Origin of the sequence: Vibrio sp. V33_P6A3T137, assembly GCF_009904835.1 — a bacterium.
GTDB classification, from domain to species: Bacteria; Pseudomonadota; Gammaproteobacteria; order Enterobacterales; family Vibrionaceae; genus Vibrio; species Vibrio metschnikovii.
The window spans coordinates 13493-37716 of the sequence record NZ_WXWK01000011.1; the positions used below are offsets into that span (position 1 = coordinate 13493).

The 24224-nt window shown below is 43.8% G+C and carries 23 protein-coding genes; 10 read left to right on the plus strand and 13 right to left on the minus strand.

All coding sequences use genetic code 11. The features are described 5' to 3' along the window. Positions 1 to 60: 60 nt before the first annotated feature. On the minus strand, positions 61 to 528 hold the full coding sequence (nrdG, locus tag CAG60_RS00950) for an anaerobic ribonucleoside-triphosphate reductase-activating protein (protein ID WP_158137289.1): 468 nt from the start codon (positions 526 to 528) through the stop codon (positions 61 to 63). Positions 529 to 562: 34 nt separating this feature from the next. Continuing rightward, positions 563 to 2683 carry an anaerobic ribonucleoside-triphosphate reductase gene (gene nrdD / locus CAG60_RS00955; protein WP_161438058.1) on the minus strand — a complete coding sequence of 707 codons (2121 nt, stop codon included), beginning with the start codon at positions 2681 to 2683 and terminating at the stop codon, positions 563 to 565. A 289-nt stretch (positions 2684 to 2972) separates the two neighbouring features. Here nrdD and CAG60_RS00960 point away from each other — a divergent pair, with 289 nt between their 5' ends. Next, positions 2973 to 3872, plus strand: coding sequence for an endonuclease/exonuclease/phosphatase family protein (locus CAG60_RS00960; protein ID WP_202598471.1), 900 nt, complete (start codon positions 2973 to 2975; stop codon positions 3870 to 3872). A gap of 88 nt (positions 3873 to 3960) precedes the next feature. Here the strand turns inward: CAG60_RS00960 and CAG60_RS00965 are convergent, their stop codons facing one another. The 3 genes from CAG60_RS00965 to CAG60_RS00975 are packed head-to-tail and all read right to left on the minus strand — an operon-like array spanning position 3961 to position 5178. Continuing rightward, complete coding sequence (locus tag CAG60_RS00965; protein ID WP_161438059.1) at positions 3961 to 4392, minus strand: YeeE/YedE family protein; 432 nt, start codon at positions 4390 to 4392, stop codon at positions 3961 to 3963. A gap of 34 nt (positions 4393 to 4426) precedes the next feature. Continuing rightward, positions 4427 to 4846, minus strand: a complete 420-nt coding sequence (locus tag CAG60_RS00970) for a YeeE/YedE family protein (RefSeq protein ID WP_154171126.1) — start codon at positions 4844 to 4846, stop codon at positions 4427 to 4429. Positions 4847 to 4869: 23 nt separating this feature from the next. Next, entirely contained in the window at positions 4870 to 5178 is a 309-nt protein-coding gene (locus CAG60_RS00975; RefSeq protein ID WP_161438060.1) for an ArsR/SmtB family transcription factor, read from the minus strand. A gap of 145 nt (positions 5179 to 5323) precedes the next feature. Between CAG60_RS00975 and CAG60_RS00980 the strand changes: the two genes are divergently transcribed. After that, entirely contained in the window at positions 5324 to 7027 is a 1704-nt protein-coding gene (locus tag CAG60_RS00980; protein WP_161438061.1) for an FAD-dependent oxidoreductase, read from the plus strand. A 104-nt stretch (positions 7028 to 7131) separates the two neighbouring features. On the opposite strand, the gene CAG60_RS00985 is transcribed toward CAG60_RS00980, so the two are convergent. The 3 genes from CAG60_RS00985 to CAG60_RS00995 form a co-directional block, all read right to left on the minus strand. Continuing rightward, positions 7132 to 8691, minus strand: a complete 1560-nt coding sequence (locus CAG60_RS00985; protein WP_161438062.1) for an AbgT family transporter — start codon at positions 8689 to 8691, stop codon at positions 7132 to 7134. A gap of 594 nt (positions 8692 to 9285) precedes the next feature. Further along, positions 9286 to 9645: a hypothetical protein gene (locus CAG60_RS00990; protein WP_050782746.1), complete on the minus strand. Its 360-nt coding sequence runs from the start codon at positions 9643 to 9645 to the stop codon at positions 9286 to 9288. Then, a complete protein-coding gene (locus tag CAG60_RS00995; protein WP_161438063.1) occupies positions 9642 to 10907 on the minus strand; it encodes a S1 family peptidase in 1266 nt (421 codons plus the stop codon). Before CAG60_RS00995 ends, CAG60_RS00990 begins: the two co-directional genes overlap by 4 nt. Before the next feature lie 248 nt (positions 10908 to 11155). Here CAG60_RS00995 and ahpC point away from each other — a divergent pair, with 248 nt between their 5' ends. The 4 genes from ahpC to glpD all read left to right on the plus strand — a co-directional run bounded on the left by ahpC (position 11156) and on the right by glpD (position 16075). Beyond that, entirely contained in the window at positions 11156 to 11713 is a 558-nt protein-coding gene (gene ahpC, locus CAG60_RS01000) for an alkyl hydroperoxide reductase subunit C (RefSeq protein WP_161438064.1), read from the plus strand. Positions 11714 to 11892: 179 nt separating this feature from the next. Then, positions 11893 to 13461 carry an alkyl hydroperoxide reductase subunit F gene (gene ahpF, locus CAG60_RS01005; RefSeq protein WP_161438065.1) on the plus strand — a complete coding sequence of 523 codons (1569 nt, stop codon included), beginning with the start codon at positions 11893 to 11895 and terminating at the stop codon, positions 13459 to 13461. Positions 13462 to 13734: 273 nt separating this feature from the next. After that, on the plus strand, positions 13735 to 14172 hold the full coding sequence (locus tag CAG60_RS01010) for a DUF3069 domain-containing protein (protein WP_004396583.1): 438 nt from the start codon (positions 13735 to 13737) through the stop codon (positions 14170 to 14172). Between the two features lie 358 nt (positions 14173 to 14530). After that, positions 14531 to 16075 (plus strand): glycerol-3-phosphate dehydrogenase, encoded by a 1545-nt coding sequence (gene glpD, locus CAG60_RS01015; RefSeq protein ID WP_161438066.1) that lies wholly within the window; start codon positions 14531 to 14533, stop codon positions 16073 to 16075. Between the two features lie 73 nt (positions 16076 to 16148). Here the strand turns inward: glpD and CAG60_RS01020 are convergent, their stop codons facing one another. The 3 genes from CAG60_RS01020 to CAG60_RS01030 form a co-directional block, all read right to left on the minus strand. Beyond that, the gene (locus tag CAG60_RS01020) at positions 16149 to 17195 is read right to left on the minus strand and encodes an AbrB family transcriptional regulator (RefSeq protein ID WP_161438067.1); all 1047 of its coding nucleotides are present in this window, start codon (positions 17193 to 17195) and stop codon (positions 16149 to 16151) included. A gap of 32 nt (positions 17196 to 17227) precedes the next feature. Then, a complete protein-coding gene (locus CAG60_RS01025) occupies positions 17228 to 17581 on the minus strand; it encodes a GlpM family protein (protein ID WP_158145020.1) in 354 nt (117 codons plus the stop codon). 90 nt (positions 17582 to 17671) lie between these two features. Continuing rightward, entirely contained in the window at positions 17672 to 18079 is a 408-nt protein-coding gene (locus tag CAG60_RS01030; protein WP_161438068.1) for a VOC family protein, read from the minus strand. A gap of 105 nt (positions 18080 to 18184) precedes the next feature. Here CAG60_RS01030 and CAG60_RS01035 point away from each other — a divergent pair, with 105 nt between their 5' ends. The 4 genes from CAG60_RS01035 (at position 18185) to CAG60_RS01050 (ending at position 21047) form a co-directional block, all read left to right on the plus strand. Next, positions 18185 to 18877: a tRNA (adenine(22)-N(1))-methyltransferase gene (locus CAG60_RS01035; protein WP_161438069.1), complete on the plus strand. Its 693-nt coding sequence runs from the start codon at positions 18185 to 18187 to the stop codon at positions 18875 to 18877. A gap of 193 nt (positions 18878 to 19070) precedes the next feature. Then, positions 19071 to 19544 (plus strand): peroxiredoxin, encoded by a 474-nt coding sequence (locus CAG60_RS01040; protein WP_154171140.1) that lies wholly within the window; start codon positions 19071 to 19073, stop codon positions 19542 to 19544. Positions 19545 to 19723: 179 nt separating this feature from the next. Beyond that, entirely contained in the window at positions 19724 to 20467 is a 744-nt protein-coding gene (locus CAG60_RS01045; protein WP_161438070.1) for a hypothetical protein, read from the plus strand. After that, positions 20388 to 21047, plus strand: coding sequence for a hypothetical protein (locus CAG60_RS01050; RefSeq protein WP_040905069.1), 660 nt, complete (start codon positions 20388 to 20390; stop codon positions 21045 to 21047). Before CAG60_RS01045 ends, CAG60_RS01050 begins: the two co-directional genes overlap by 80 nt. 3 nt (positions 21048 to 21050) lie before the next feature. Here the strand turns inward: CAG60_RS01050 and viaA are convergent, their stop codons facing one another. Both viaA and CAG60_RS01060 read right to left on the minus strand, forming a co-directional pair. Further along, complete coding sequence (gene viaA / locus CAG60_RS01055; protein ID WP_161438071.1) at positions 21051 to 22493, minus strand: ATPase RavA stimulator ViaA; 1443 nt, start codon at positions 22491 to 22493, stop codon at positions 21051 to 21053. Positions 22494 to 22506: 13 nt separating this feature from the next. Continuing rightward, positions 22507 to 24156, minus strand: coding sequence for an ATPase RavA domain-containing protein (locus tag CAG60_RS01060; protein WP_158145453.1), 1650 nt, complete (start codon positions 24154 to 24156; stop codon positions 22507 to 22509). Positions 24157 to 24224: the final 68 nt, after the last annotated feature.

Genomic DNA, 24224 nt, shown 5'->3' on the forward strand with positions numbered 1-24224 from the left:
TTGAAATTCAAGTAATGACTTTCAAGTAAACACCAGAAACCATAAAACCGAAAGTAATTTTTACACTTTACAACTATGTATCACCTGATTATGGCTGCCCCGCCACGGTAAACTGGGATCCGCTTTATCTTGCTCAAACTTACCATCAATTAATACATCAATATGATCGAGTACTTGACGTTGTTGAGCGTTCAATTCTGATAAACGGTAACCCGTCCATAACCAAATATCTTTGCCCGGGCATTCCTGATTAACTCGTTGCACCAAAGCTAAAACGGTAGAGACATTACTCGGATGCAAAGGGTCGCCACCGGACAGTGACAAACCCCGCTTAATAATGCGCTGGTCGTTGAGATCAGCAATAATCTGATCGGCCAACTGGTCAGTAAACGGCAAACCTGAAGTCAATGACCAAGTGCTTTGGTTATAACAACCTTTGCATTGATGTACACAGCCAGAGACAAACAAAGTGCAGCGTGTCCCTGGCCCGTTCACCACATCAACGGGATAATATTGATGATAATTCATAGCTCAACCGATGATGATCTGATGATAAAAGCCGTCATAGGTGTTTCACTCGTCGCTTGACTTCTTCTTGTTTACCGAAGTTAAACGGTCTTGCATCCGGACTACCGAGATAACCACAAACTCGGCGCGTGACCGATACTTTTGCAGAGTCATGATTACCACATTTAGGACAAACAAAGCCTTTGCTGGTACAAGAAAATTCACCGGTAAATCCGCACTCATAACACTCATCTATCGGCGTATTGGTGCCATAGTATGGCACTCGGCTATAACTGTAATCCCAGACGTTTTCCAATGCTTCAATATTGAGCTGCATATTAGGAAATTCGCCATAACAGATAAAACCACCACTGGATATCGCTGGGTATGGCATTTCGAAGTCAATTTTATCGTATGGATTAACTTTCTTCTCTACATCTAAGTGAAAACTATTGGTGTAATAGCCCTTATCAGTTACTCCAGCAATAATCCCAAATTCTTTGCTGTCAATTTGGCAGAAACGGCTGCACAAATTTTCACTGGGCGTCGCGTACAAGCTGAACGCGTAGCCAGTCTCTTCTTTCCATTGATCCACTGCCGCACGCATGCGACTGATAATAGTTAACGCGTGATCGCGTAAAGCCGGACTATCATAAACGTGCTGTTGTGAACCAAACAGCGCATTAATGGTTTCATGTAAACCAATATAACCCAACGAAATAGACGCTCGGCCATCTTTAAAAATTTGCGCAATCGTATCATCGGCTTGCAAACGAACACCACAAGCCCCTTCCATATAAAGAATCGGTGCCACCCGCGCTTTAACATTCTCTAAACGACTAATACGAGTCTCTAAGGCTCGACGAGCCAGCAGTAATTGCTGATCGAACAAACGATAGAACTGGTCCAAATCCCCCTTGGCTTTCAGTGCGATACGCGGCAGGTTTAAACTCACTACACCTAAGTTATTACGCCCTTCATGAACAAGCTCGCCCTGCTCTTGGTATGTATTGAGGAAGCTTCGACAACCCATTGGGGTTTTGAATGAACCCGTGACTTCAACCACTTTGTCGTAATTAAGAATATCGGGGTACATACGCTTCGACGCGCACTCTAAAGCCAGCTGCTTAATATCGTAGTTGGTGTCACCGGGTTTATGGTTCAAACCTTGTTTAATCGCAAAGACTAATTTCGGGAATACGGCGGTTTTACGATTTTTACCAAGCCCAGCGATACGATTTTTTAAGATCGATTGCTGAATTAAGCGCGCTTCCCACGACGTACCTAAGCCAAAACCAAACGTGACAAAAGGGGTTTGCCCATTAGCCGTGTGCAAGGTATTGACTTCATATTCCAGCGATTGGAAGGCGTCGTAACACTCTTTCTCGGTACGAGACATAGCAAAATCTTGTGCATTAGCAATGTGCCACTCTTCGGCAATCGCCAAATGTTTGTGATAGCTTGCCGTCACGTAAGGTGCGAGCACTTCATCAATGCGGTTGATTGTGGTGCCACCGTAAATATGGCTAGCGACTTGGGCGATAATTTGCGCGGTTACTGCCGTGGCGGTAGAAATCGATTTCGGTGTATCAATCTCAGCATTACCCATCTTGAAACCATGAGTAAGCATCCCCTGCAAATCAATCAGCATGCAGTTAAACATTGGGAAAAATGGCGCGTAGTCAAGGTCGTGATAGTGGATATCGCCTTGCTCATGGGCTTGTACAATATCTCGGGGGAGAATTCGGGTTTTGGCGTAATGTTTAGCAACAATCCCCGCTAATAAGTCTCGCTGAGTTGGGATCACTTTACCGTCTTTATTGGCATTCTCATTGAGTAGATCGGCATTACTTTCTTCAATCAGACCTTCAATTTCTTTGGTTAGCGTACTCTGCTTTTCACGGGCAATATCGCGATCGTGACGATATTCAATGTAGGAGCGAGCCAAACCTTTATACGGCCCTTGCATCAGTTCATTTTCAACCAAGGTTTGAATCTCAGCAATATGAACCTGATGCTGACCCTCAAGTTGTAATTCAACCGCTAACGCGACATTGAGTGCATAAATAGCAATCTCGCTGGTGACTTGATCAGCAGCGCTTTCTACCGCTGCTTGAATACGATCTCGGCTAAACGACGCTTTAGAGCCGTCACGCTTGATTACGATTGGTTTCATGATATCTCCTTACCCAGAATATCCACACGCTTACCCACAAATACACCATATAGATAAAAGTCTGCACCGCTAACACAATATGTTGTGGCATATTAGACGAAATGCCGCCATGAGGCGTATTGATTTAGATCAATAAAAACCAGACCATGGACAAGAAGACGACGATATTGAGGTCAGAGATCGCAATCTATTGAGAAACGATGAAAATAGGCATTTTCTCAAACAACGTATTGATTTTTTAAAAAGCCTGCTAGGCTAAGGACTTAAGATTCAACGGATGAAAATAACCATGATAACCCGATTTCTGTCACGATTGACTCTGTGTGTGGTGTTGCTCAGCTCATTTTGTGGCTATGCACAACCGATCAGTATCACAACCTGGAATATAGAATGGCTGACCTTAAATCCCGATGCGCCTGACGATAAGGGCAAACGTAGCGAAGCGGATTTTCAAGCCTTGTCTCGACATTTTCAGCGTTTCAGACCTGATGTACTGGCTTTTCAAGAAGTGGATAGTATTGCTGCCATCCAAAAGGTGGTGGGTAATGAGTATCGAATTGTTTTATCTGAACGCGCCATGCCACAACATCAGCAGCATCAATTCAGTAAACTCAATCAATACACAGGTTTTGCTATCAAATCAACGATCCCTTTTGATACACCAGCTGATATTGATCTCTATGGACGGGCTAATCATAAACTGCGCTTCGCCACGTATGTGATTCTCTATCCTGATAATCCGAACGAGATCCACTTGCTTTCAGTGCATTTAAAAGCTGGATGCGCTGGAGCCTTCCATCCCAATACTGACAGTTGCCAAATTTTAAAAACTCAGGGCAAAGCACTCAATCGTTGGCTACAAGAGCGAGAGCGTCATCAACACGCGTTTATGATCTTAGGGGATTTCAATCATAATCTCGCCTACCAAGGCGATTGGCTATGGAAAATAATTAACCAAGAGTTAAGCAAACCAGTGCAACTCGCGACTCAAGAAACGCCCGCACGCTGCCAAGTTCGCTCTCGCCGTCAGCCAGATAAACTACACCGTTTTCGTTCGTTAATTGATCATATCATTGTCAGCAGCCAAGTGACCTATCAGCAAATACAACAAATGATTTTTCCTAACGATGAAGTGCTGCGCTACCGACTGAGTGATCATTGTCCGATTCATGGTCAATTTCACTGGTAATTCTTTTACAGTCTATTAAGACCAGATAAAAAAATAGGCGTATTGAATGACATTTTTCAATACACCATAAACCAAACCACTTAAGTAACTAGGATCTGGTTTTTAGCCATTGTCCCATGACAAATAAACCCATCAACATAGCCACAAAAAATACCCATACGTCACGGTTACCTAGCGCTAAACTTGACACTGCTGGCCCAGGGCAGATGCCTGCTAACCCCCAACCCAAGCCGAAAATAACCGCGCCGCTAATCAGACGACTATCGAGATGAGGATTATTCGCCAAACTAAAACTCGAGGCATTAAGGGGCTTAGCTTTTGGCTTGATCACAATAAAATAAGCAGGCATAAAGACCAATAATGCACCACCCATCACAAACATTAGACTTGGATCCCAAGCGCCAGCAACATCTAAAAAGCCGATCACCTTGGTCGGATCCGCCATACCAGAAATCACCATACCGAGACCAAACAATAAGCCCGTTACCAGTGACGTTAAACGAAATAAGAACGTATTCATGATCTATCCTTACTAATAAAAAAAGACTATGCGTTTAAAGAAGATGCAAACGAACAAAGACGGTAATACCAGCAACCAACATAAAGATCCCCGTAGCAACAATAGAGCGCAGCGACAAACGTCCAATACCACAGATACCATGGCCACTGGTACAACCATTACCTAAGCGAGTGCCTAAACCAACCAGTAAACCGGCGATGATTAACATTCCTGTACTCGATGAGTACTGTAAAGGCACTTCAGCTCCCAGTAAGCGCACCCCAAACACGCCTCCCGCCACCAAACCAATCATAAATAACCAGCGCCATGCGGTATCTTGCGCTTTGGGGGCTAATAAACCACCAAGGATGCCGCTGATCCCAGCAACTTTACCGTTGAGCAGTAACAGCAACGTCGCGGAAACGCCGAGTAACATTCCGCCGAATAGTGAATACCAAGGAATTGAAAATGTCATAATTACCTCATCATGAGTTAGCGTTATTTGGGTGACAAAAAAATACGTTGTAAACTAGCGATTAGTCGTTTAACTCTATGATCAGCCAAAGAATAAAAAACTTGTTGCGAGCGTTTACGTGCGCTGATCAATCGCTGTTTACGCAGTAAAGCAAGATGCTGCGATAAGGCGGATTGACTCAATAAAGACGCTTGTTGTAACTGAGCTACCGCGACTTCACCTTCAATCAACTGACACAGCACCATCATCCGTTCAGGATGGGCCATAATTTTTAGTAATTCCGTGACCTCATCAATATGAACTTGCATTTGATCAATATTTATCTCAGCCATACGCTTATCTCCGGTCACACTGTCAACATAATAGTAATCAACCACTAAATTAGTCAACACTTATTTAGGTTAATAAAAATTAGAAAAAACTAATTCATTAACTTATACTCGTTGTCAGTATTTTTAGAAGCTAGAAGAGGTAATCATGACCAAAATCGTTATTATTGGTGGCGTCGCAGGTGGCGCATCCGCAGCAGCCAGAGCTCGTCGTTTAAGTGAAGAGGCTGAAATTATCATGTTCGAACGAGGACCGTTCGTTTCCTTTGCTAACTGCGGTTTGCCTTATCACATCGGTGGTGATATTCAGGATCGCAGCAAATTGCTACTACAAACACCAGAAAGTTTTCTTGCTCGTTTTAACGTTGATGTGCGAGTGATGAATGAAGTGATAGCAATCAATCGCTCAGAAAAAACGGTTACCGTGAAAAACCTTGTCGATGGTACCGAATATAACGAATCGTATGATTTCTTACTGCTTAGCCCAGGGGCGAGTCCGATTGTTCCTCCTATTGCTGGTCTTGATAATCCACTCACACATTCGCTGCGTAACATTCCCGATATGGATCGCATTATCCAAACGATCCAGATGAACAAGCCCACTCACGCGACTGTCGTCGGTGGTGGTTTTATTGGTTTAGAAATGATGGAAGCTTTTCATCAACTTGGGATTAAAACCACGCTGATTGAAATGGCCGATCAAGTAATGACACCCGTCGATAGAGAAATGGCCGGCTTTGTCCACCATGAAATTCGCAACCAAGGCATCGATTTACGTTTAGGTGTCGCATTGCAATCGGTTGAATTTGTCGCAACCACTTCCATTGCGAATACCGATGCTGGCGAGCAAGATTCTACTCAGCATTTGTGTGGCCAACTTTCATTAACATTAAGTAATGGCGACTCGTTAACCACTGAGCTATTGATTATGGCGATTGGCGTACGGCCTGAAACCACACTAGCGCAACAAGCAGGATTAGAGATTGGTCAACTCGGTGGTATCTGGACTAACGCAGAAATGCAAACCAGTGATCCTTTTATTTATGCCGTTGGCGATGCGGTTGAAGAGCAAGACTTTGTAACAGGTAAACCAACACTCGTGCCACTGGCGGGGCCTGCAAATCGGCAAGGTAGAATGGCAGCCGACAATATGTTTGGTCGCCAAGAAACGTATCAAGGAACACAAGGCACCGCTATTTGTAAAGTCTTTGATCTTGCCGTTGCTTCCACGGGTAAAAACGAAAAACAGTTAAAACGTGAAGGGATCGAATACGAAAAAGTCTACGTCCACACCGCCAGCCATGCCAGCTACTATCCGGGGGCAGAAATTGTCTCATTTAAAATGTTATTTGATCCCAATAATGGCAAAATATTCGGCGCGCAAGCGGTTGGCAAAGACGGAATTGATAAACGTATTGATGTGATGGCCGTAGCGCAACGCGCTGGTATGACAGTGGAACAACTTCAGCACCTAGAGTTAACTTACGCGCCACCGTACGGCAGTGCAAAAGATGTGATTAACCAAGCCGCGTTTGTGGCTACCAACCTGATAAAAAGTGATGCAAAAGCGATTCACTTTGATCAACTCGCCACCCTGAGTGACGATCAGATTATTTTAGATGTGCGCAATCCTGAAGAACGCCAAGAGGGTTGTTATCTACAAGGAGATATCAATATTCCGGTTGATCAATTACGTCAACGTATGAACGAACTACCAAAAGATAAAGAGATTGTTATTTACTGCCAAGTCGGGTTACGCGGTAACGTCGCCTATCGCCAGTTAGTAAACAATGGCTTTAAAGCTCGTAATTTGATTGGTGGTTATCGTACTTATCACTTTGCTAATGCCTAGGCTATCTTCCAGAAATACTAAATCACAAACTGATTGCTGATGACTTTATAGAAAACAAAAAAGCCCGATATGCAATCGGGCTTTCCAGCAAAACAGCACCACCTTTAGAAACCTAACGGTAATCCAAGTGTGAAGAAACCAATCAGTAATACTGTCCAAGAAACTAAGAAGGCAACAGAATAAGGGATCATCATCGCAATCACATCACCAAACGATAGCTCCGGTTTGTACTTACGCATAAAGGCTAAAATAACCCCAGCATAACTCATCATCGGCGTAATGATATTGGTTGATGAATCCGCAACACGATAAGCAGCAGCCACTAAATCTGGCGTCATATTCGGGTTTACTTGATAGAGCATTGGCACAAAAATAGGGCCTAATAGCATCCATTTCGAAGTTAGACCACCCACAAAGAGGTTAATCACCGCAGTGGTCAGCAAGAAACCAACAATCAATAAGATCGGGAATTTTTGCAGCCCAAGAGATTGCAAGAAAGTCGCACCCAGATAGGTAATATAAGTGCCAAGACCGGAATAGCTAAGTAAAGCCAAGAAGTTATAGCAGAAAAAGGTCAAGACTAAGATATAGCCCATGGTGTTCATCTGCTTAACCATCGCTTGTACAACGTCTTGCACTTTCTTGAATTTACCGCTCGCGACACCGAAAAACACACCAATAATGGTGAAAACTAAGGCAATCAATAAAATGACATTATTCAGGTACGGCGTCACTTCACGGCCAGAGGCATCGGTATAGGTTGCTAATGGACCAACAATCAGTCCCCACACCATTAATAGCGCAAGAATTAAACCCACTCCTGCAGCGCGTAATCCCTTTTGCTCTTTCTCAGTGACTTTAAAGTCATCTAAATTCAAGTCTTCGGGAAGCTGATAACTCATCTTTTCTAAGCGTGGAGTAACGAAACGTTTCGTCACCCAAGCACCAACAACGGCAAGCAAAATGGTGGAAACAAAAATAAAATAATAATGCATTGTTGCAGGATTAAGCGCCTCTCCCGCCGCATTCACAAACGGCACACCTTGCGCCTCAGCAAAGACTCGGGCATTAACGCCGATGATCACGTCTGAAGGCGTAGCTGGGATCAAGTTGGCACTAAAGCCGGCAGAAACACCCGCAAATGCCGCGCTCATACCGATTAGTGGGTTTTTACCTAAACCAGCGTAAAGCATACCAGCTAAAGGAATTAAGACTAAATAACCAGCATCACTGGCGATCGAACTCATGATCCCTAAAAAGACCAGTAGCAGAGGTAACCAACGATCACTGATTTTAGTGCCTACTCGTTTGATTACGGTGCTCAATAAACCGGAATGCTCGGCAATGCCGACACCAATCATGACGATCAGAATGACACCCAATACACCGCCACCAAAGGCTAGCCAGTTTTGCAATAATGCATTATCAAACACCCAACGCACGTGCTCGGTTGCCAGCATATTTTTAATGCTGTGCGTGGTGCTCGCGCCATCCGCTCCTATGGTTACAAACTGTACACCGTTCATCACCCCAGTGAGGAGTAAGCAGACAGCAAATAGCACCATAAATATCACAATAGGGTCTGGGATTTTCTGTCCCGCAAGGGCAATAAAACGCAGTACACCACGGCCTTGCGTTGATTCCTTATCCGCGATTTCACTCATTGATTTCTCTATCCTTATGTCATCCATTAATCATTGCCATGCTCAAACTACTTAGCGAAACACTCTATATCGACCTCAATCATCACTATATATGAGGAAAAATAGCCATGTTTTACGCTTCCATCACAGTAAGTAGAAAGAGAGTAAGCTGAGTTATTGCAATGAGCTGAGTGGATATCTCAATAGACAAATGGTGGCTATTGTCCATCAGCTCAGCATATATCACCAAGTCAATTGCATTCAGCTTGGTAATGCTGCCGCAGAGTAAATCAAAAGTTAATGGGACATTTCAAGTATTATCGACCAATAAAGGGTAGAAAAGCTTAAAAATTAGCACTGATATCATTATTTGTTGAAGAATCAGATAAAAAGAAAGGAGAAAGAGTCAGTATCGGGCTTAACTTTTGTACCGAATGATCCTCTTCAATAGTGGCTCGATTAACGTTGAATCGTCTAGTTAACGATTTAGGGTGTTCTGAATGGCAGGCACTATCGCTCGTCGATGACCTAATGCGTGACGACTAAAAACGGCGCAGCCATAACTAGGCACTGCGCCGCGGGTTTATCTCACAAACCATAAACACGTTGTGATTATTAACCTTTACTATCTGCCTGCCCTTGGGGGTTGGTCACAGAAAGGGTTTTACCTTGGAGCTCTTTAGGTAAAGCAAGCGTGAACGATTCCCACATCGGCATACGGCGACACATATCTTGTTTAACGCGTATCACTGATACCGTTGCTGCTTGTCGATGAATTGAATCGATTTGTAGCGCAAAATGATCCGCTTGACTGCATCCATTACCTAGCGCTTCAAAGGCGATATGATTGGGGTTGACTTGATAACTCAGTAGAGGAATTTTATCTCCAACCACTGGGTCAGTTGCTGCACTCTCAGCGCCGCTGCAAGCGCTCAATATGAATACTAATAATGTACTGAATACGACTCTTATCACAATCTCACTCCTTTACGAAAACGTAACCAACCGAGTAAGCCTAACCCAAATAAAGACCAACCGATACTGCCGCCTGAGCCGGAAGAAGAAGGCAAGGCTGGTTTATCACGTTCAAACACCAAGAAAAGCGATAATTCATCATTCAAGCGGTCAGTCGTCACCACTAACTGTTGTACCTCGCGAATATCATCCGGTTGAGTAAACAGTTTTTTTGAGGTTGATGTGAGACGAATACTACAACGATTAGAAGGCTCCAAAGTCGCATCAATACAAGTATTGGTTGTTATGGTGAGCTTGGAATCAGGCTCAAGTTCTATATCAAGAATAGATAATGCCGTATCAGAGGTATTCTCTATAACAAGCTCTTCTTCTACGGTTGGTTGAGTCACTTTACGATAAGTATATTGAGTATAACTGATACCCGATTCTTTTATCTCGGCGATCCAATCTTGAAAATAAGCAACATTAGCATAAACCCCATAGGCGTTTGGCTGAGCACAGCCATCTCCCCAACTCACCACACCAACCTGCTCTGTGACGCCATTAAGGATTCTCACTAATGGCCCACCACTGTCACCTTGACAAGAATCTTTACCGCCCTCACTAAATCCAGCACAAATGGCATCATCACCAATATCGCTATAATCACCACCAATATTTTGGCAAGTTGCTCTCGGTACATAAGGCAAATCGACCTGGTTAAGTATCCACGGATAATTAGGTTTCGTATTGCGATCAGGCACAGTATTGCCCCAGCCCATGACTGTTAAAGTTTGCCCTTCCGACAGATCTCCTTCAGTTGTTTTTAGTGCTACTGCGTCAGCATTAGGTTTCGACCTTAACTCAATCAAAGCAATATCATTGCTGTAATCACTAGGATCAGCATAGTTTTCATTCACATAAACTGCTTTAATCTCGGCACCTTCACCTTCAATGCTCGCTTTAAGCAGATCATGCACACCAATATGCACATGGAAATCATTAAAATTGATTCTCTCCACACAGTGGGCAGCGGTCAACACCCACCCATCACCTAAGTAACTCGCCCCACAAAATTGTCCTTGATAACTATCGTTCGTTTGATTACTGCTGCTCACTTGACCTCTTATCAACGCAGTCATAAAAGGCCATTGATCTTTTTGTGCTGGTTTTCCACCAATAATACGACTCGAAAAACTGGTTTGCCCTTCTGTCGATTCTGTTGCCACTACTGGTCCAGCAACCAATCCACCGACCAATAAAAGACCTATTGTGTTACGCATAAATAATCCTTACCTCTCATCCTTATAATATGCATCCAGTGTAATTTTAGTGACTGATAAATACAGCAACTTTTTGTATTGGTTTGTATTTTTTAAACATATCTGGATAACGTCTCTTTCATTAAATAGCTTTCACCTATCAATAGGATAGACACAAGCAATTTTCCTTTATCAACTCAAAGTGGGAATATACTTACCGAGCGCAACACATTGCGAAATCAAAAACTTACAGAAAAGGAAAGTAAAGAATGATTAACACTCAAATCAAACCATTTAGCGCAACTGCATACAAAAACGGTGAATTCGTAGAAATCACAGAAAAAGACGTTCTCGGTAAATGGGCCGTGTTCTTCTTCTATCCAGCTGACTTCACGTTTGTTTGTCCAACCGAACTTGGTGACCTTGCTGATCACTATGAAGAGTTACAAAAACGCGGCGTTGAAGTGTTCTCAGTTTCTACTGACACTCATTTCACTCACAAAGCATGGCACGACAGTTCTGACACGATCGGCAAAATCAACTACTACATGGTCGGTGACCAAACTGGCAACATCACCAATAACTTCGGTGTAATGCGTGAAGGTCAAGGCCTAGCAGACCGCGCGACTTTCGTTATCGATCCAGAAGGTGTTATCCAAGCGATAGAAATCACCGCTGAAGGCATTGGCCGTGATGCACAAGACCTAATGCGTAAGATCAAGGCGGCTCAGTATGTAGCTTCTCACCCAGGTGAAGTGTGCCCTGCAAAATGGAAAGAAGGTGAAGAAACGCTAGCGCCATCTTTAGACCTTGTAGGCAAAATCTAATTCTAATTAACGCTGATAGCGAACCTGTGGCGTTAAACCACATCCGCAAGCACAGACGTTAATCGATTAAGAGCAGGCTGGGTGTTTTACTCTGACGACCTAAATGCCTAGCTTGCTCTCTCTTGACAATATTCATCCAGAGTGGCCATTTTTTTCAACGTATTCGACAAGGTGTTTCTATGTTAGACCAAGCGATTAAACAACAATTAAAACAATATCTCAGTAATCTGAAACAAGACGTCCGTTTAGTGGTCAGCCTCGATGAAAGTAAAGCGGCGCAAGACATTCTAGCTCTGGCTAATGAAATTGCTGAACTCAGCCCATTAGTTTCGGTCGAGCGTGACGATAATGCCAGTGCGCGTAAGCCTATCATGACGGTCAGTAACCCAGAGAAAGCAACCCAATTAAGTTTTGCTGGTGTGCCTATGGGCCATGAATTTACTTCTTTAGTTCTTGCCCTGCTTCACTCTGGCGGCCATCCAATGAAACTGGAGCCAGAAGTCATTGAGCAAATTGCCCAGTTAGACAAAAAATTAGACGTAGAGATTTTTATTTCACTGTCTTGCCAAAACTGCCCCGATGTCGTGCAGGCGTTCAATATGATGTCGGCAATTAATCCTGATATTCGCACCACGATGATCGATGGCGCTCTATTCCAAGATGAAGTCAAACAGCGCGACATTATGGCGGTGCCAAGCGTATTCGTAAACGGTGAGCTGTTTGGCCAAGGGCGCATGAGCCTAACTGAAATACTGCATAAGTTAGACGATGGCGCCGCCGAAAAAGCAGCGGCCAGCCTCAATGAGAAAGCCCCTTACGACGTATTGGTTGTTGGCGGTGGTCCAGCTGGTGCAGCAGCAGCGATTTACGCGGCTCGTAAAGGCATTCGCACCGGTATTGTTGCTCAGCGTCTTGGTGGTCAAGTAATGGATACCATGGCTATCGAAAACTTTATCTCGGTCAAACATACTGAAGGTCCGAAGCTTACTGCTAATTTGACTGAGCATTTAAAAGAGTACGGCGTTGATATTATTACTGAACAGCAAGTCGATAAATTAATGGGCGCAGAATTTACCGATGATGGACGTATTCATGTCGGTTTACAAAGCGGTGCTAGCCTTAAAAGTCGCAGCGTGATTTTAAGCCCAGGTGCTCGCTGGCGTGAAATGAACGTACCAGGAGAGCAAGAATATCGCAATAAAGGCGTGGCTTACTGCCCACACTGTGATGGCCCATTATTTAAAGGCAAAAGAACCGCAGTGATCGGTGGTGGTAACTCAGGTATTGAAGCAGCGATTGACTTAGCGGGCATCGTTGAGCACGTTACGGTACTGGAGTTTGCTGATACTTTGCGCGCTGACCAAGTATTGATTAATAAAGCGAATTCATTGCCAAACGTTGATATCATCACGATGGCACAAACCACTGAAGTGATCGGTGACGGTACCCGAGTGACCGGATTGAACTACAAAGATCGTCATACTGATGAAATTAAACACATTGAATTGTCGGGGATCTTTGTGCAAATCGGTTTAGTACCGAACACTGAATGGCTGAAAGATTCAGCGGTTAACTTATCACCGCGTGGTGAAATTGAAATCGGTAGTCGTGGTGAAACCAGCCTTGAGGGGGTATTTGCTGCTGGTGATGCAACAACGGTCCCTTATAAACAAATCATCATTGCGATGGGCGAAGGAGCTAAAGCCAGCTTAGGCGCTTTTGATTACTTGATTCGCCAACAGAACTAATCTTGGCTTAACACAACCAATATGACTCTTACGACGCGGCTGACTCCTTTTCTAGGTCGCTGTCGTGAGAGTCTTTTTTTTGTCATGAATTCAATAACGATCTGGCTTTTAGTCTAATTTTTAGCAGAAAAGCTCAGTATCAACCTTTACCGACTGCTAGTCATGCTGATGATACGAACAAAATCTCCGCGTTTAGCGCTTTATTGATACGTTTAGGTTGACATTTCAGCGTAACTTTTTAGCATGAGGTTTTTCCTTGATGAGAAATTTTTCATGTCAGACACGACTCAAACTGAAGCACCGATCGTTAATTTGGATACCGTATCCCCTGAACTGCGTCAGGTGATTGAATTTGACCAAGTACCCGAGCAAATGTACAACATGGTGGCTTCGATTCATGAAGTCTCAGAAGAGGTCGTTAGAGAAGCATGGAATAGCCTTCCTGCTAGTGCGCAAAACATTCTTGATAACTTTGAGCAGTTCCATGCACTGATCTCAGTAAGCCAAGCGTTTGCCGGCGTCAATGTAATGGAAGAGTTTCCGACACTAAAATTACCTAAAGACATGAGTGAGCAAGACAAAGAAGAGTACCGCGCAGAATTGCTCGATCAAGTCTTACATAACTGTGTTAAAGACATGGTCAAACAAATCAAAAAAGCCCGTCGTGATCCTATTTTAAAACGTGATTTTAAAGACGTGTTTGTTAAATAGTTCAATAACCATTGATACCTAGCTCGCCGTTATCTAACCGTAATCGCGAGCTTTTTTATTTTCTAACACTCACGTTATTTCGCTTCACCTATAGACCATCCCTAATAACCTGTTGTCATCCCTCCTGGTTTCTTTTATTTCGTCGTTATCGACATAGCCTATACTCATCTAATGAGCCGTTTCTCCTATCATTAATATAAATAAACACGCAATAGAGCGTTCAATTACCAAAAAAACCTTCAAACGCGCATTAAACATGATCCATATCAAAAAATCACACGTAACAACTGCCAATCTTGACCATTTAATGGTTTCATACGAACATTAAAAGACAAAAACGAACACAAAGGCCATCAAAATGAAACAACAGCACAGTTCAACGCAATTTAACGAACACCAAGTGTTAGATATTATCGTGGTGGGTGGCGGCATTAATGGTGCCGGCATCGCCGCCGACGCCGCTGGGCGTGGTTTAAAAGTCGGGCTCTATGAAGCACAAGATTTTGCCAGCGCTACCTCGTCAGCCAGCTCAAAGCTAATCCACGGTGGCCTACGTTATCTCGAACATTATGAGTTTCGTTTAGTGAGTGAAGCATTAGCTGAACGCGAAGTCTTACTTAAAAAAGCACCGCACATTGTCACGCCGATGCGTTTTCGTCTTCCTCATCGCCCGTTTCTTCGCCCGGCATGGATGATTCGTGCGGGTCTATTCCTGTATGACAATTTAGGCAAACGCACTTCACTGCCGGGGAGTAAAAAAATCGCCTTGCAGGCAGGCAGCGTAATGAAACCTGAAATGTCGGTCGGTTTTGAATATTCTGATTGTTGGGTAGACGACGCTCGATTAGTGATACTGAATGCGATGCAAGCTAAAGAGCTCGGATCGGAAGTGATCAATTATTGCCGAGTAGAAAAAGCCACTCGTGAACATGATATCTGGTCTGTTACGCTCTTTGATGAGCGAACACAAACCCGTTTTGTGCGTAAAAGCCATGCCTTAGTCAATGCTACCGGACCTTGGGTTAAGCAATTTTTAGATAACAATATCCAAATCGATTCGCCCTATGGCATTCGTCTTATCAAAGGCTCACACATCATTGTGCCAAAAATTCACGATGAGCCGCAGTCTTATATCTTGCAAAATGAAGATAAGCGTATCGTATTTGTTATCCCTTATTTGGGTAAGTATTCAATGATCGGCACCACAGACGTTGAGTATAAAGGCGATCCAAGACAAGTCACGATTTCAGCAGAAGAGCGTCAGTACCTGATTGATATCGTCAATAAGCATTTTGCGAAAGAGATTGCTGTCAGTGATATCGTCTCTGAGTTTAGCGGTGTGCGGCCTTTATGTGATGATGAATCAGACTCACCACAAGCGATTACTCGTGATTACACCTTATCTCTCGACCAACACGGTGATGAAGCTCCACTGCTGTCGATTTTTGGTGGTAAGCTGACTACCTATCGTAAATTGGCCGAATCAGCGATGAAACAGCTTGCGCCCTTCTTCCCACAGATGAAACCAAGTTGGACAGCACAATCTGCTTTACCGGGCGGGGAAGCCTTTGCACGCGATAAGCTACTGGCCAAACTGCAACAACAACTGCCATTTATAAATCAAGCCATCTTAGAGCGCTGGGTCACTAACTATGGTACGCGCTGTAATACCATGCTTGATGGCGTGCAAAACCAAGCGGATTTAGGTCTTCAGTTTAGTGATGACTTGTATCAAATCGAAGTCGATTATTTGATTGAAAATGAGTATGCACAGCAAGCGGATGATATCTTCTGGCGTCGTACTAAATTAGGTATCGATCACGATGTGACCTGTGTTGAACAAGTAACACAATATTTAGCCACTAAGACAGAGGCAGACCGTAGCCAGCGGGCCGCTGGTTAAGCCCCCTTCATACAGACAAACATGATTGAAGCCACCGCCTTACGCGGTGGTTTTTTTATACGATGAATTTATTTTACTGTTCAGAAGGGCGTAACTGCTCTAACTGCTTCTTAAACAGTGCTGGCATGGTGTATAAAAGCAGTAAGCGAATGGCATGGTTGGCCATCACAAAAGCGGGTTCTAAACCAAGTAATAACGCCACCGCGGTCATCGCTTCAACACTGCCGGGCACCCAAGATAACAGTAACACTAACCAACTCATACCCAATACATGGGCGGCAATCCATGACACGCCCACCGCAACCATTAAACCGATCATGGTTACTATTACCCCAGCTTTAGAGTATGAAGCCGCTTCACGCAATGTCGTTTCCGCCAAACGAACGCCAATTAATACTCCCAGTAAAGCGGTAGCAAATAGCACCAAATTGATCGGCACCGCAAAAGAAAATGTAGGGGCGAAACTATTAAAGGCAGCAGCGATCAGTAATGAGGCCAACATATAGGGAGCGGGAATGCCCAGCTTTATCGAGAGTTTGCCACAAAGCATACTTAGGCCAACAATAGCCCCTAACATGAACCATTGTTCCCCGCCCATCAACGGATAACTGACCGCGATACGGAGGCCGTTAAGAGAAATAATCCCTGCCAATAAGATTAAAATAATTAAGCGAATTGAATGAGCATAAACCACTTTACTCGATGGCTTACTCCCCGACTCACTGATCACCAGAATCGCCGCCATCGCACCGGGAATGGCGCCCAATAATGCTTCAAACGGGTGCCAACCTTCCCGTTTATGTAGCCACCAAAAACCGCCCCCCGTCTGTAACAGTAGACAGACCATTAATCCAGCCACTACCGAGACATTCAGGGTTTGCCCTAACTCAATCAGCGAAATCGTCGCCCCAACACTGATCCCCAATATCACCTGCACAAACATCAACAGACTTTTTGGTAAATTCAATGTTATCTGCGCTTGCTTACGCAATAGCACCACCACGATAGCCGCGATAAATAACTCGCTTAACGGCAAGGAAAAAAAGCTTCCCACTAACATGGAGCACAAAGCAATTAGGGTAATCACCACTAGGTTAAAGCTTATTATTCGAGTGCACATACTGACTCCCACTTCACAGATAACACCGCCTATCACACGGCCATGCTTGGATGAAAACGGCTCCAGCTCACAATCAACACCCCAGCGAAAGCTAGCCAAATCAAAGTCGATAAACTCAATGTCCAAAGCAAAGAGAAGTGATAGCTAAAATAATAAATCGCTAATAGATAGGCGGCATAAGGGATCAAGGAATAGAGGCCAAATAAGGCGGTTAAACGCAGGTCAGCCATGGTGCGCTCAGAGCCAATAATATAATGCGCAATCAAAGCGAAAGTCGGAAACAGTGGCACTAAACCAGCAATAAAAAAACTTTTACTCTTCGAGAGAAGAGCAATAATCAACACCGCTACTGCGCCCAGTAAGCATTTCAAAAACAGAGCCAGCATGGCATTCCTCTCTCATTTCAACGCGTTGCTTACTATAACCAGTTGTTACAAGATGTAAAGATTAAGTTCTCAACCCGTGAAAATAGACAGTTACGGTTGAAAGGCTTTCAATTCAATCACGTTGCCTTCTGGATCTTCAATATAAATCGAACGCCCAAAACCTTGTGCGCCATAACGAGTGTCAAAATCAGAATGAGGAATCTCGTGCTGATCAAGAAACGCTAATAAAGCCGCCTCTTCGAGTGGAGAGACTTGTAAACAAATATGCTCAACATTTCGGCCATCTTGTTGCGGCGCTTTACCCCCTAATTTACCCAGCTCACTATCAACAGTAACGATATCAATTAAAGCTGAGCCAGCTCGTAGCTGAATCAATCCCACTTCATCTGGTAAAGTGCGTTCTATCGGACAACCAAGCACGGTGCCATAAAAATAGAGCATTTTATCTAACTGAGTCGTGCGTAATACCACATGATCCAAACCATGGATGGTTAACATTATCTTCTCCTTATTACTATGTGTATTGGTTTTGCATCTAGAATTATGGCTCGCGAGTTAAGTTGAGTATAATCCGCTTCCTTAATTGACTAATCGTTATTTTCCATGAAGCTAAGCCAACGCCTACAACACATTGAGCAACTGATTACCCAGCCTTATGATCATATTTGGGATTGCTGCTGTGATCATGGTTGGCTGGGACAAGCGCTATTAACGCGCCAAGCGGCGAGCTGCATTCATTTTGTTGATATTGTCCCCGAGCTGATTGACGTGTTACGCCAGCGCCTTTCTCGCCACTACCCTAATCAAACTCTGTGGAGCGCCGACTGCATCGATGTAGCAAGGTTGCCGCTTGATAACTATCATGGTCGTCATTTAGTGATCATCGCGGGTGTCGGTGGTGATTTAACCGCGGAGTTGGTGGACAAAATCATCACGACTCATCCAAACCAATCGATCGATTTTATACTTTGTCCGGTTTATCACACCTATCGCTTAAGACAACAGTTACGTCAGTTGTCCTGCCAGCTGTATCATGAAAGCCTTGTCGAAGACAACCGCCGTTATTATGAAGTGCTGTATATCGCGGCCCCATCTTCTACTGATAATAACGCACCAACGATCAGTCTAGTGGGCGACTCACTCTGGCAAGTCAAGACCCTCGCCGAATATCAGCAAGCTCAAGGATATTTAACTAAGTTACTTAGCCATTATCAGCGTGTTGAAAAAAGTCACCCTGAAAAAGCCGCGCCAATTGTCCGTGCTTATCACTCCGTTTCAATCACGTTATCAGAATGAAATATCAGCCCTAAACTGGGGGGCATCGATAACAAGTGGTAGCAACCATAATAACGCCATTAACTCATCATGATTTCCCTACAGTTTGTCGGTGGTTGGTCATCGTATTTAGAGTTACACTGGATGAGTAATCTCTTCCCTCAGGCGATTTGATTTTCAAACCGCAGGGACAACTCACGATTAAGGAACCAAGATGATCAAGCAAGGACAATCTTTACCTGCGGCAACACTCAGCCAACTGACCGCAGATGGTATGGTTAATCATAATGTTCAAGAATTGTTTGCGGGCAAAAAAGTGGTTTTATTTGCTGTTCCAGGTGCATTTACCCCAACCTGTTCAGAAGCCCACTTACCTGGTTACGTGGTTCATGCCGATACTTTCAAAGCGAAAGGCGTTGACCTGATTGCCTGTGTTGCGGTTAATGATGCATTTGTAATGAAAGCATGGGGCGAAGCGCAAAATGCCTCTGAACTGTTAATGCTTGCCGATGGTGATGCCAGTTTTACCAAAGCTCTGGGCCTTGAAATGGATACTGCTGGCTTTGGTGGCATTCGCTCACAACGCTATGCCATGATCATTGAAGATGGTGTGGTCACCACCCTCAATGTTGAAGAAGCGAAAACATTCGAAGCCAGTAAAGCAGAAACCTTACTTGCGCTGCTTTAATCGACGCTTGAACGACGATGGTTAATACTATGGCCCCTACCTACAATGGGGCCAATTCATTTCTTTAGCGTATCGCTATTGTGTAAATGAATTTAATTACTCTCAAGCCTACAACTCCCTATGCGACTGACATACAATAACGCTTCCTTTTAATATTACATAAAGTCGGAGCGAGATAAGTGAGCGCAAAATATACCCATCTAGCCTGGCAACTCAACTGTGCAAGCGCAGCGGAAAAACTGGTGTTATTAATGCTTGCCGATAGCACCGATGATATGGGCTATGTGACGGTTAACTTAGAACATATGGGCCCGCTCTGCTGCTTATCTACCTTTGGTTTGGCCGAATGTTTACGTTCTTTGTGTGAGCAGCAACGGCTTGAAAAAATCAAAGTAGACTATCATCATGGTCATGAACTGCATATTTTCCAGATGCGAATCAGTGATCAAGAGCACCACCCTATAGCGATGAAATCACCTGCACCTGCACCTGCACCTGCACCTGCACCACAGGAAAACTTTCCTAATCTGCCAAAGCAAGCGTTACAATATCGCAATAACTCGTCTAATTTACTGCAAGGAAACGCGATTGCGACTCATGATTTGGATGAGAGTGAAATCCCTATGTGGGCAGAGCGGGCTTTTAAATTCTCTGGCATTAATAATGATCATCTATTAGTGTGGAAAAAATTTGTTCTCTGGCACAAATCCAAAGCCAGTGAGCTATTAACTGTCGCCCGATTAGAAAACAAACTCCAGTATTGGTTGACCAACGAGAAACTCAATGAAAGACAGCAAGCGAAAACCTCTGAACATTCAGGAAATCGAGAGCAAACTACGGGGAATGGGTATAAACCAAAGCTTAGCCCATCTGAGCGCTTCCGACAGCAGCTTATCCAAAAAGGAAAAAAGCCCACCTTCTGAGCCCATCGTGGCCGATAGTGTTCATCCTGAGGAGCCTTCCGACTGGTGCTTACATGTTTTTGGCTCGTTCTTGAGTGTTTATGAAACTCAATGGGAATATCAGTATGGCAGTTTGCCTACAGGGAAATTTGTTGATTTCGCTGAATCGATTGACCCTAATAGTCTCAATCGAGTACTTAAACATTGTCATGAACGTATTCAGTTGGGCAATAGCTGGCCACCACAAATGGGCGAGCTTTGGGTACTGCGTGATGCCCTTACTGCCGAAGAGCTACTGGATAGCCGGATCCGCGTACTCTCTCGCGAACCGGAGAATAACATTGAGAAATGGTTAGTTCAAAACAAGCTGTATGACTTAAAACGAGTGGCGGAAGCCAAGTTAGATCAACTGTTTAAGAAATATTATTTGGAAGCGAAAAGGCTTGAAGAAAAGGGGAAATTAGTCACTGAATTGCCTAATAATTTACTGCCGTCCCATTCAGTGAAAAACGTTAATGATCTCAAACGGGAAGAGTATGAGCAACAACACGGGAAAACGCTCAACCCACGTATTCAACAGATCCTTAACAGCAAACGTTGAAGACTACCATTTCTTCACCAGTCTACCCAATAAGTTAGGATGGTAATGCCAACAGTGATCAAACATGGTCATCAGTTCGGGATTACCATGACGAGACAAGGTTAACGCATGGAAGCGGTTGCGGCTACGTTTTAAATCCTCGACCTGCTGCAAAATCGATTCGTTCTGCTTGGGAGCAATAAAGTCTGAAATTACCATCAGATCGGCATTTTTGTATCGCTCACCTTGCATTAAGCTGATCGCTTTTTCTAACGCTGGCTGCAGATCAGTCCCGCCATGAAAGGTATAACTTAAAAAATCACTCGCTTCACGCAGACCATCTTGCCGCGTGAGCTCATAGACAATCGCTTGCGTTGAAAACAGCATCACAAAACAATCACGATCTTCGGCTAACGCAATTTGCATCAAAGCGTAAGCCATCGCTTTGGCACACTGCTCAGGAAAACCTTTCATTGAGCCTGATGCATCAATGGCAATAATAAACGGCCCCTTTTCTAATTCTAACTGTGCATGCTCGGTAGATTGAGCACGAACCTTACGCAGCGTGCGTGACTTACCTTGCATACGATAGTTCATTAAGCGCTTATCTATTAGATGCTTATAGAAGATCACTTCGAGTTCTGGATGACTCAAGAAAAGAATTTCATTCGGCAGTAACTTATTGAGATCATCACTAGGGTGAATGCCAACAATATCATCGGTCGCTTGATCAGATTTCTCTTCCACCACCTCGGGATGTTCATTTAGCATTGGATTGAGCGAAGGATCATCAATTTGACTGGCCATTCGTCCAAGTTGCTCAGCGATTTCTTGTAGCCCTTTATGTTTTTTGAGGAAGTCAGCGTGACGCTTCATGACGCTTAGATCGGTTCGGCTTAACTTAGCGGCCGCCATATCCCATAAACGTCCAACGTGATTTTCATCCCCAGCTTGAGCGACATCATCCATATTACGCAACGTTTCCATCCGCTGGTACAACTCGGCATAAGCCTGTTCTTTACTCGCTTCAAGCTCAATAATCTGCGCTTGTTTAATCTCTTCGCTTAAAGCTTTGTACCATTGGTCACAGAAAAAATGGGCAAACATCGGATTCTTCAGTGCGTTGTTGTCTTCCATTAATTGACGAGCTTTCAGATAAAAAGGTGACACCCCTTCTAATTGCTTGATCAGTTCCGGTAGTTTGCTAAAAAAGGTTTCTTCATCCCAATGAATCACTTGTTGGTAAAGTGCCATTTCAGTTTGAAAGTGCTCACTCTCTGTGACTTGAGTAATCTGTTGCTTAACTTGACTATGCCACTTCGCTAAATGATTTTTTACCGAGGCACGAATACCATCATTTTCAACCATCATCATTTGTGAGCGTGCTAATAGATCATTGACGGCGGTTTCAATAATGCCAGATTCCGCGATGGCTAAAACAATATTCAAGCTGTCTGCACCAAGCATAATCAGACCTCAATTAACTAAAAAAATCGCTTAACTGTCTAAAGCGCTGAACGGTTTTCTCAAACTCACTGTGCGTCTCTTCTAATTGCTGCTGTAACTCATGCAATATCGACTGCATCGCCACAGGCAGTTCTGGATCAATAAAGTTATGTGGTAACGCACTATGAAAATCTGAACGCACTTGACGTAAATGATGCTCCGTCTGCTTGAGTTGTGCCAACGCCTGTTCCGCTTGTTGTAACCAAAGTTGATACTGTTGTTCGTCTAACCCTTGCTTAGTCACCAAGGCTAATAACACGGAACGATTGGCAATATCTTTGATAACTAACTTCCCTTGTCCATCCAATTCGATCCGTAACCGGAATACATTCGGATTGTGGTTAACGTAACCGTAAATCTCTCCCTGTCCTTGTTTAATCGCCTTTTGCAGCTCAGGCTTACTAAGGTAAATCCATCGACTATCGCCTTTTTCTGCTTCAGCAACCGATAAATTGTTTTGCAGCAATACCAGTTTAACGAGATTCTTTGTTTGCCCCACTTGATAAAGTTTAGCTTGGCTGAGATCGTATTGATGAAATTGTTTTTTTCTTAACCCGTTTGTAGTTTCTAGTGACGGCTCCATCGCTAATTCACTTTCTAACGCCTGCTGAATGGACGTCAATTCAATACGACAGCGGTCAATTTGTTGCTCAACCTGAGATTGATCAAATGCATCACGTAAAGCAAACTCACGCGTCACTCGATACACCAATTCACGAGACTCGGGACTGTTCCATAAACAATCTTGTAATAACAGTAAATCCAGCGGGCTTATCTGATCGCGTCCATTAAAAAATGCGGACGCTTTCAGTAACTTTACTGACTTTTTCCAGCGACGATCAGAAACATAAACATCATCGGCTGGTAAACCGCTCTCTTGTGCCGCTTGCTCTAATTGCGCTTTTAGCAGATAGAGCTTTTCAAACAGCGGATCGGTTAACGTCAGCTTATCTAATTCACTTAACCATTGATGATATTCTTGATCGGTAATTGCCAGTCCATCAGGGATTTTCGCTTCTTGTGGCGTCCCTACCGTTAACATCGATTTAAAGTTCTGTTTATTTTGAATACGATTGACAAAAACACGCACTAACATACGGTCGTATAAAGCATCAAGACCGCTCTCTTCATCAGGTAATTCATTGGAAGCCGAAATCAACAAACGCATTGGGACTCGTTCAATATCACTGCCATTTTTAAACGTCTTCTCATTAACGACTGTCAGTAATGTATTTAGAATTGCCGGTCCCGCTTTCCATATTTCATCTAAAAAAACCACTTGTGCCGTCGGCAGGTAGCCATCCGTTAGGCGTAGATAGCGACCATTATCTTTTAATTCTTGAATACTTAATGGACCAAACACCTCTTCAGGGGTAGAAAATCGAGTCATCAAGTATTCAAAATAGCTACTACTATCAAAAGCTTGGATAAGACGTTTGGCAATTAAACTTTTTGCAATCCCGGGAGGACCAAGCAGGAAAACACTTTCACCCGTCAGGGCAGCGAGCAAACAGAGCTTAATCGTACTTTCACGCTCATACACGCCATCCGCCAATGCTTTGGCTAATTTATTAATTCTTTCTGCCAGTAACGCTTTTTGTGCATGAGAAGAAGGGTTGATCATAGAGGCGCTCCGTAACTGGCTGAGGGTACAGCGGGATTTATACATTCGTTATTAATTTGTTACAAGTT

Excerpts from the sequence above, each read along its gene's own strand:
- CAG60_RS01035 (WP_161438069.1), top strand. The coding sequence starts at position 18,185 with ATGAAGCTAAGCCAACGCCTACAACACATTGAGCAACTGATTACCCAG.
- ahpF (WP_161438065.1), top strand. The coding sequence starts at position 11,893 with ATGTTAGACCAAGCGATTAAACAACAATTAAAACAATATCTCAGTAAT.
- CAG60_RS00995 (WP_161438063.1), bottom strand. The coding sequence starts at position 10,907 with ATGCGTAACACAATAGGTCTTTTATTGGTCGGTGGATTGGTTGCTGGA.
- CAG60_RS00975 (WP_161438060.1), bottom strand. The coding sequence starts at position 5,178 with ATGGCTGAGATAAATATTGATCAAATGCAAGTTCATATTGATGAGGTC.
- CAG60_RS01025 (WP_158145020.1), bottom strand. The coding sequence starts at position 17,581 with ATGCTGGCTCTGTTTTTGAAATGCTTACTGGGCGCAGTAGCGGTGTTG.
- CAG60_RS01060 (WP_158145453.1), bottom strand. The coding sequence starts at position 24,156 with ATGATCAACCCTTCTTCTCATGCACAAAAAGCGTTACTGGCAGAAAGA.
- CAG60_RS01010 (WP_004396583.1), top strand. The coding sequence starts at position 13,735 with ATGTCAGACACGACTCAAACTGAAGCACCGATCGTTAATTTGGATACC.
- CAG60_RS00980 (WP_161438061.1), top strand. The coding sequence starts at position 5,324 with ATGACCAAAATCGTTATTATTGGTGGCGTCGCAGGTGGCGCATCCGCA.
- ahpC (WP_161438064.1), top strand. The coding sequence starts at position 11,156 with ATGATTAACACTCAAATCAAACCATTTAGCGCAACTGCATACAAAAAC.
- CAG60_RS00970 (WP_154171126.1), bottom strand. The coding sequence starts at position 4,846 with ATGACATTTTCAATTCCTTGGTATTCACTATTCGGCGGAATGTTACTC.
- CAG60_RS00960 (WP_202598471.1), top strand. The coding sequence starts at position 2,973 with ATGATAACCCGATTTCTGTCACGATTGACTCTGTGTGTGGTGTTGCTC.
- CAG60_RS00985 (WP_161438062.1), bottom strand. The coding sequence starts at position 8,691 with ATGAGTGAAATCGCGGATAAGGAATCAACGCAAGGCCGTGGTGTACTG.
- CAG60_RS01050 (WP_040905069.1), top strand. The coding sequence starts at position 20,388 with ATGGGTATAAACCAAAGCTTAGCCCATCTGAGCGCTTCCGACAGCAGC.
- CAG60_RS00965 (WP_161438059.1), bottom strand. The coding sequence starts at position 4,392 with ATGAATACGTTCTTATTTCGTTTAACGTCACTGGTAACGGGCTTATTG.
- CAG60_RS01020 (WP_161438067.1), bottom strand. The coding sequence starts at position 17,195 with ATGTGCACTCGAATAATAAGCTTTAACCTAGTGGTGATTACCCTAATT.
- nrdG (WP_158137289.1), bottom strand. The coding sequence starts at position 528 with ATGAATTATCATCAATATTATCCCGTTGATGTGGTGAACGGGCCAGGG.
- CAG60_RS01040 (WP_154171140.1), top strand. The coding sequence starts at position 19,071 with ATGATCAAGCAAGGACAATCTTTACCTGCGGCAACACTCAGCCAACTG.
- nrdD (WP_161438058.1), bottom strand. The coding sequence starts at position 2,683 with ATGAAACCAATCGTAATCAAGCGTGACGGCTCTAAAGCGTCGTTTAGC.
- glpD (WP_161438066.1), top strand. The coding sequence starts at position 14,531 with ATGAAACAACAGCACAGTTCAACGCAATTTAACGAACACCAAGTGTTA.
- CAG60_RS01030 (WP_161438068.1), bottom strand. The coding sequence starts at position 18,079 with ATGTTAACCATCCATGGTTTGGATCATGTGGTATTACGCACGACTCAG.
- viaA (WP_161438071.1), bottom strand. The coding sequence starts at position 22,493 with ATGCTTGGTGCAGACAGCTTGAATATTGTTTTAGCCATCGCGGAATCT.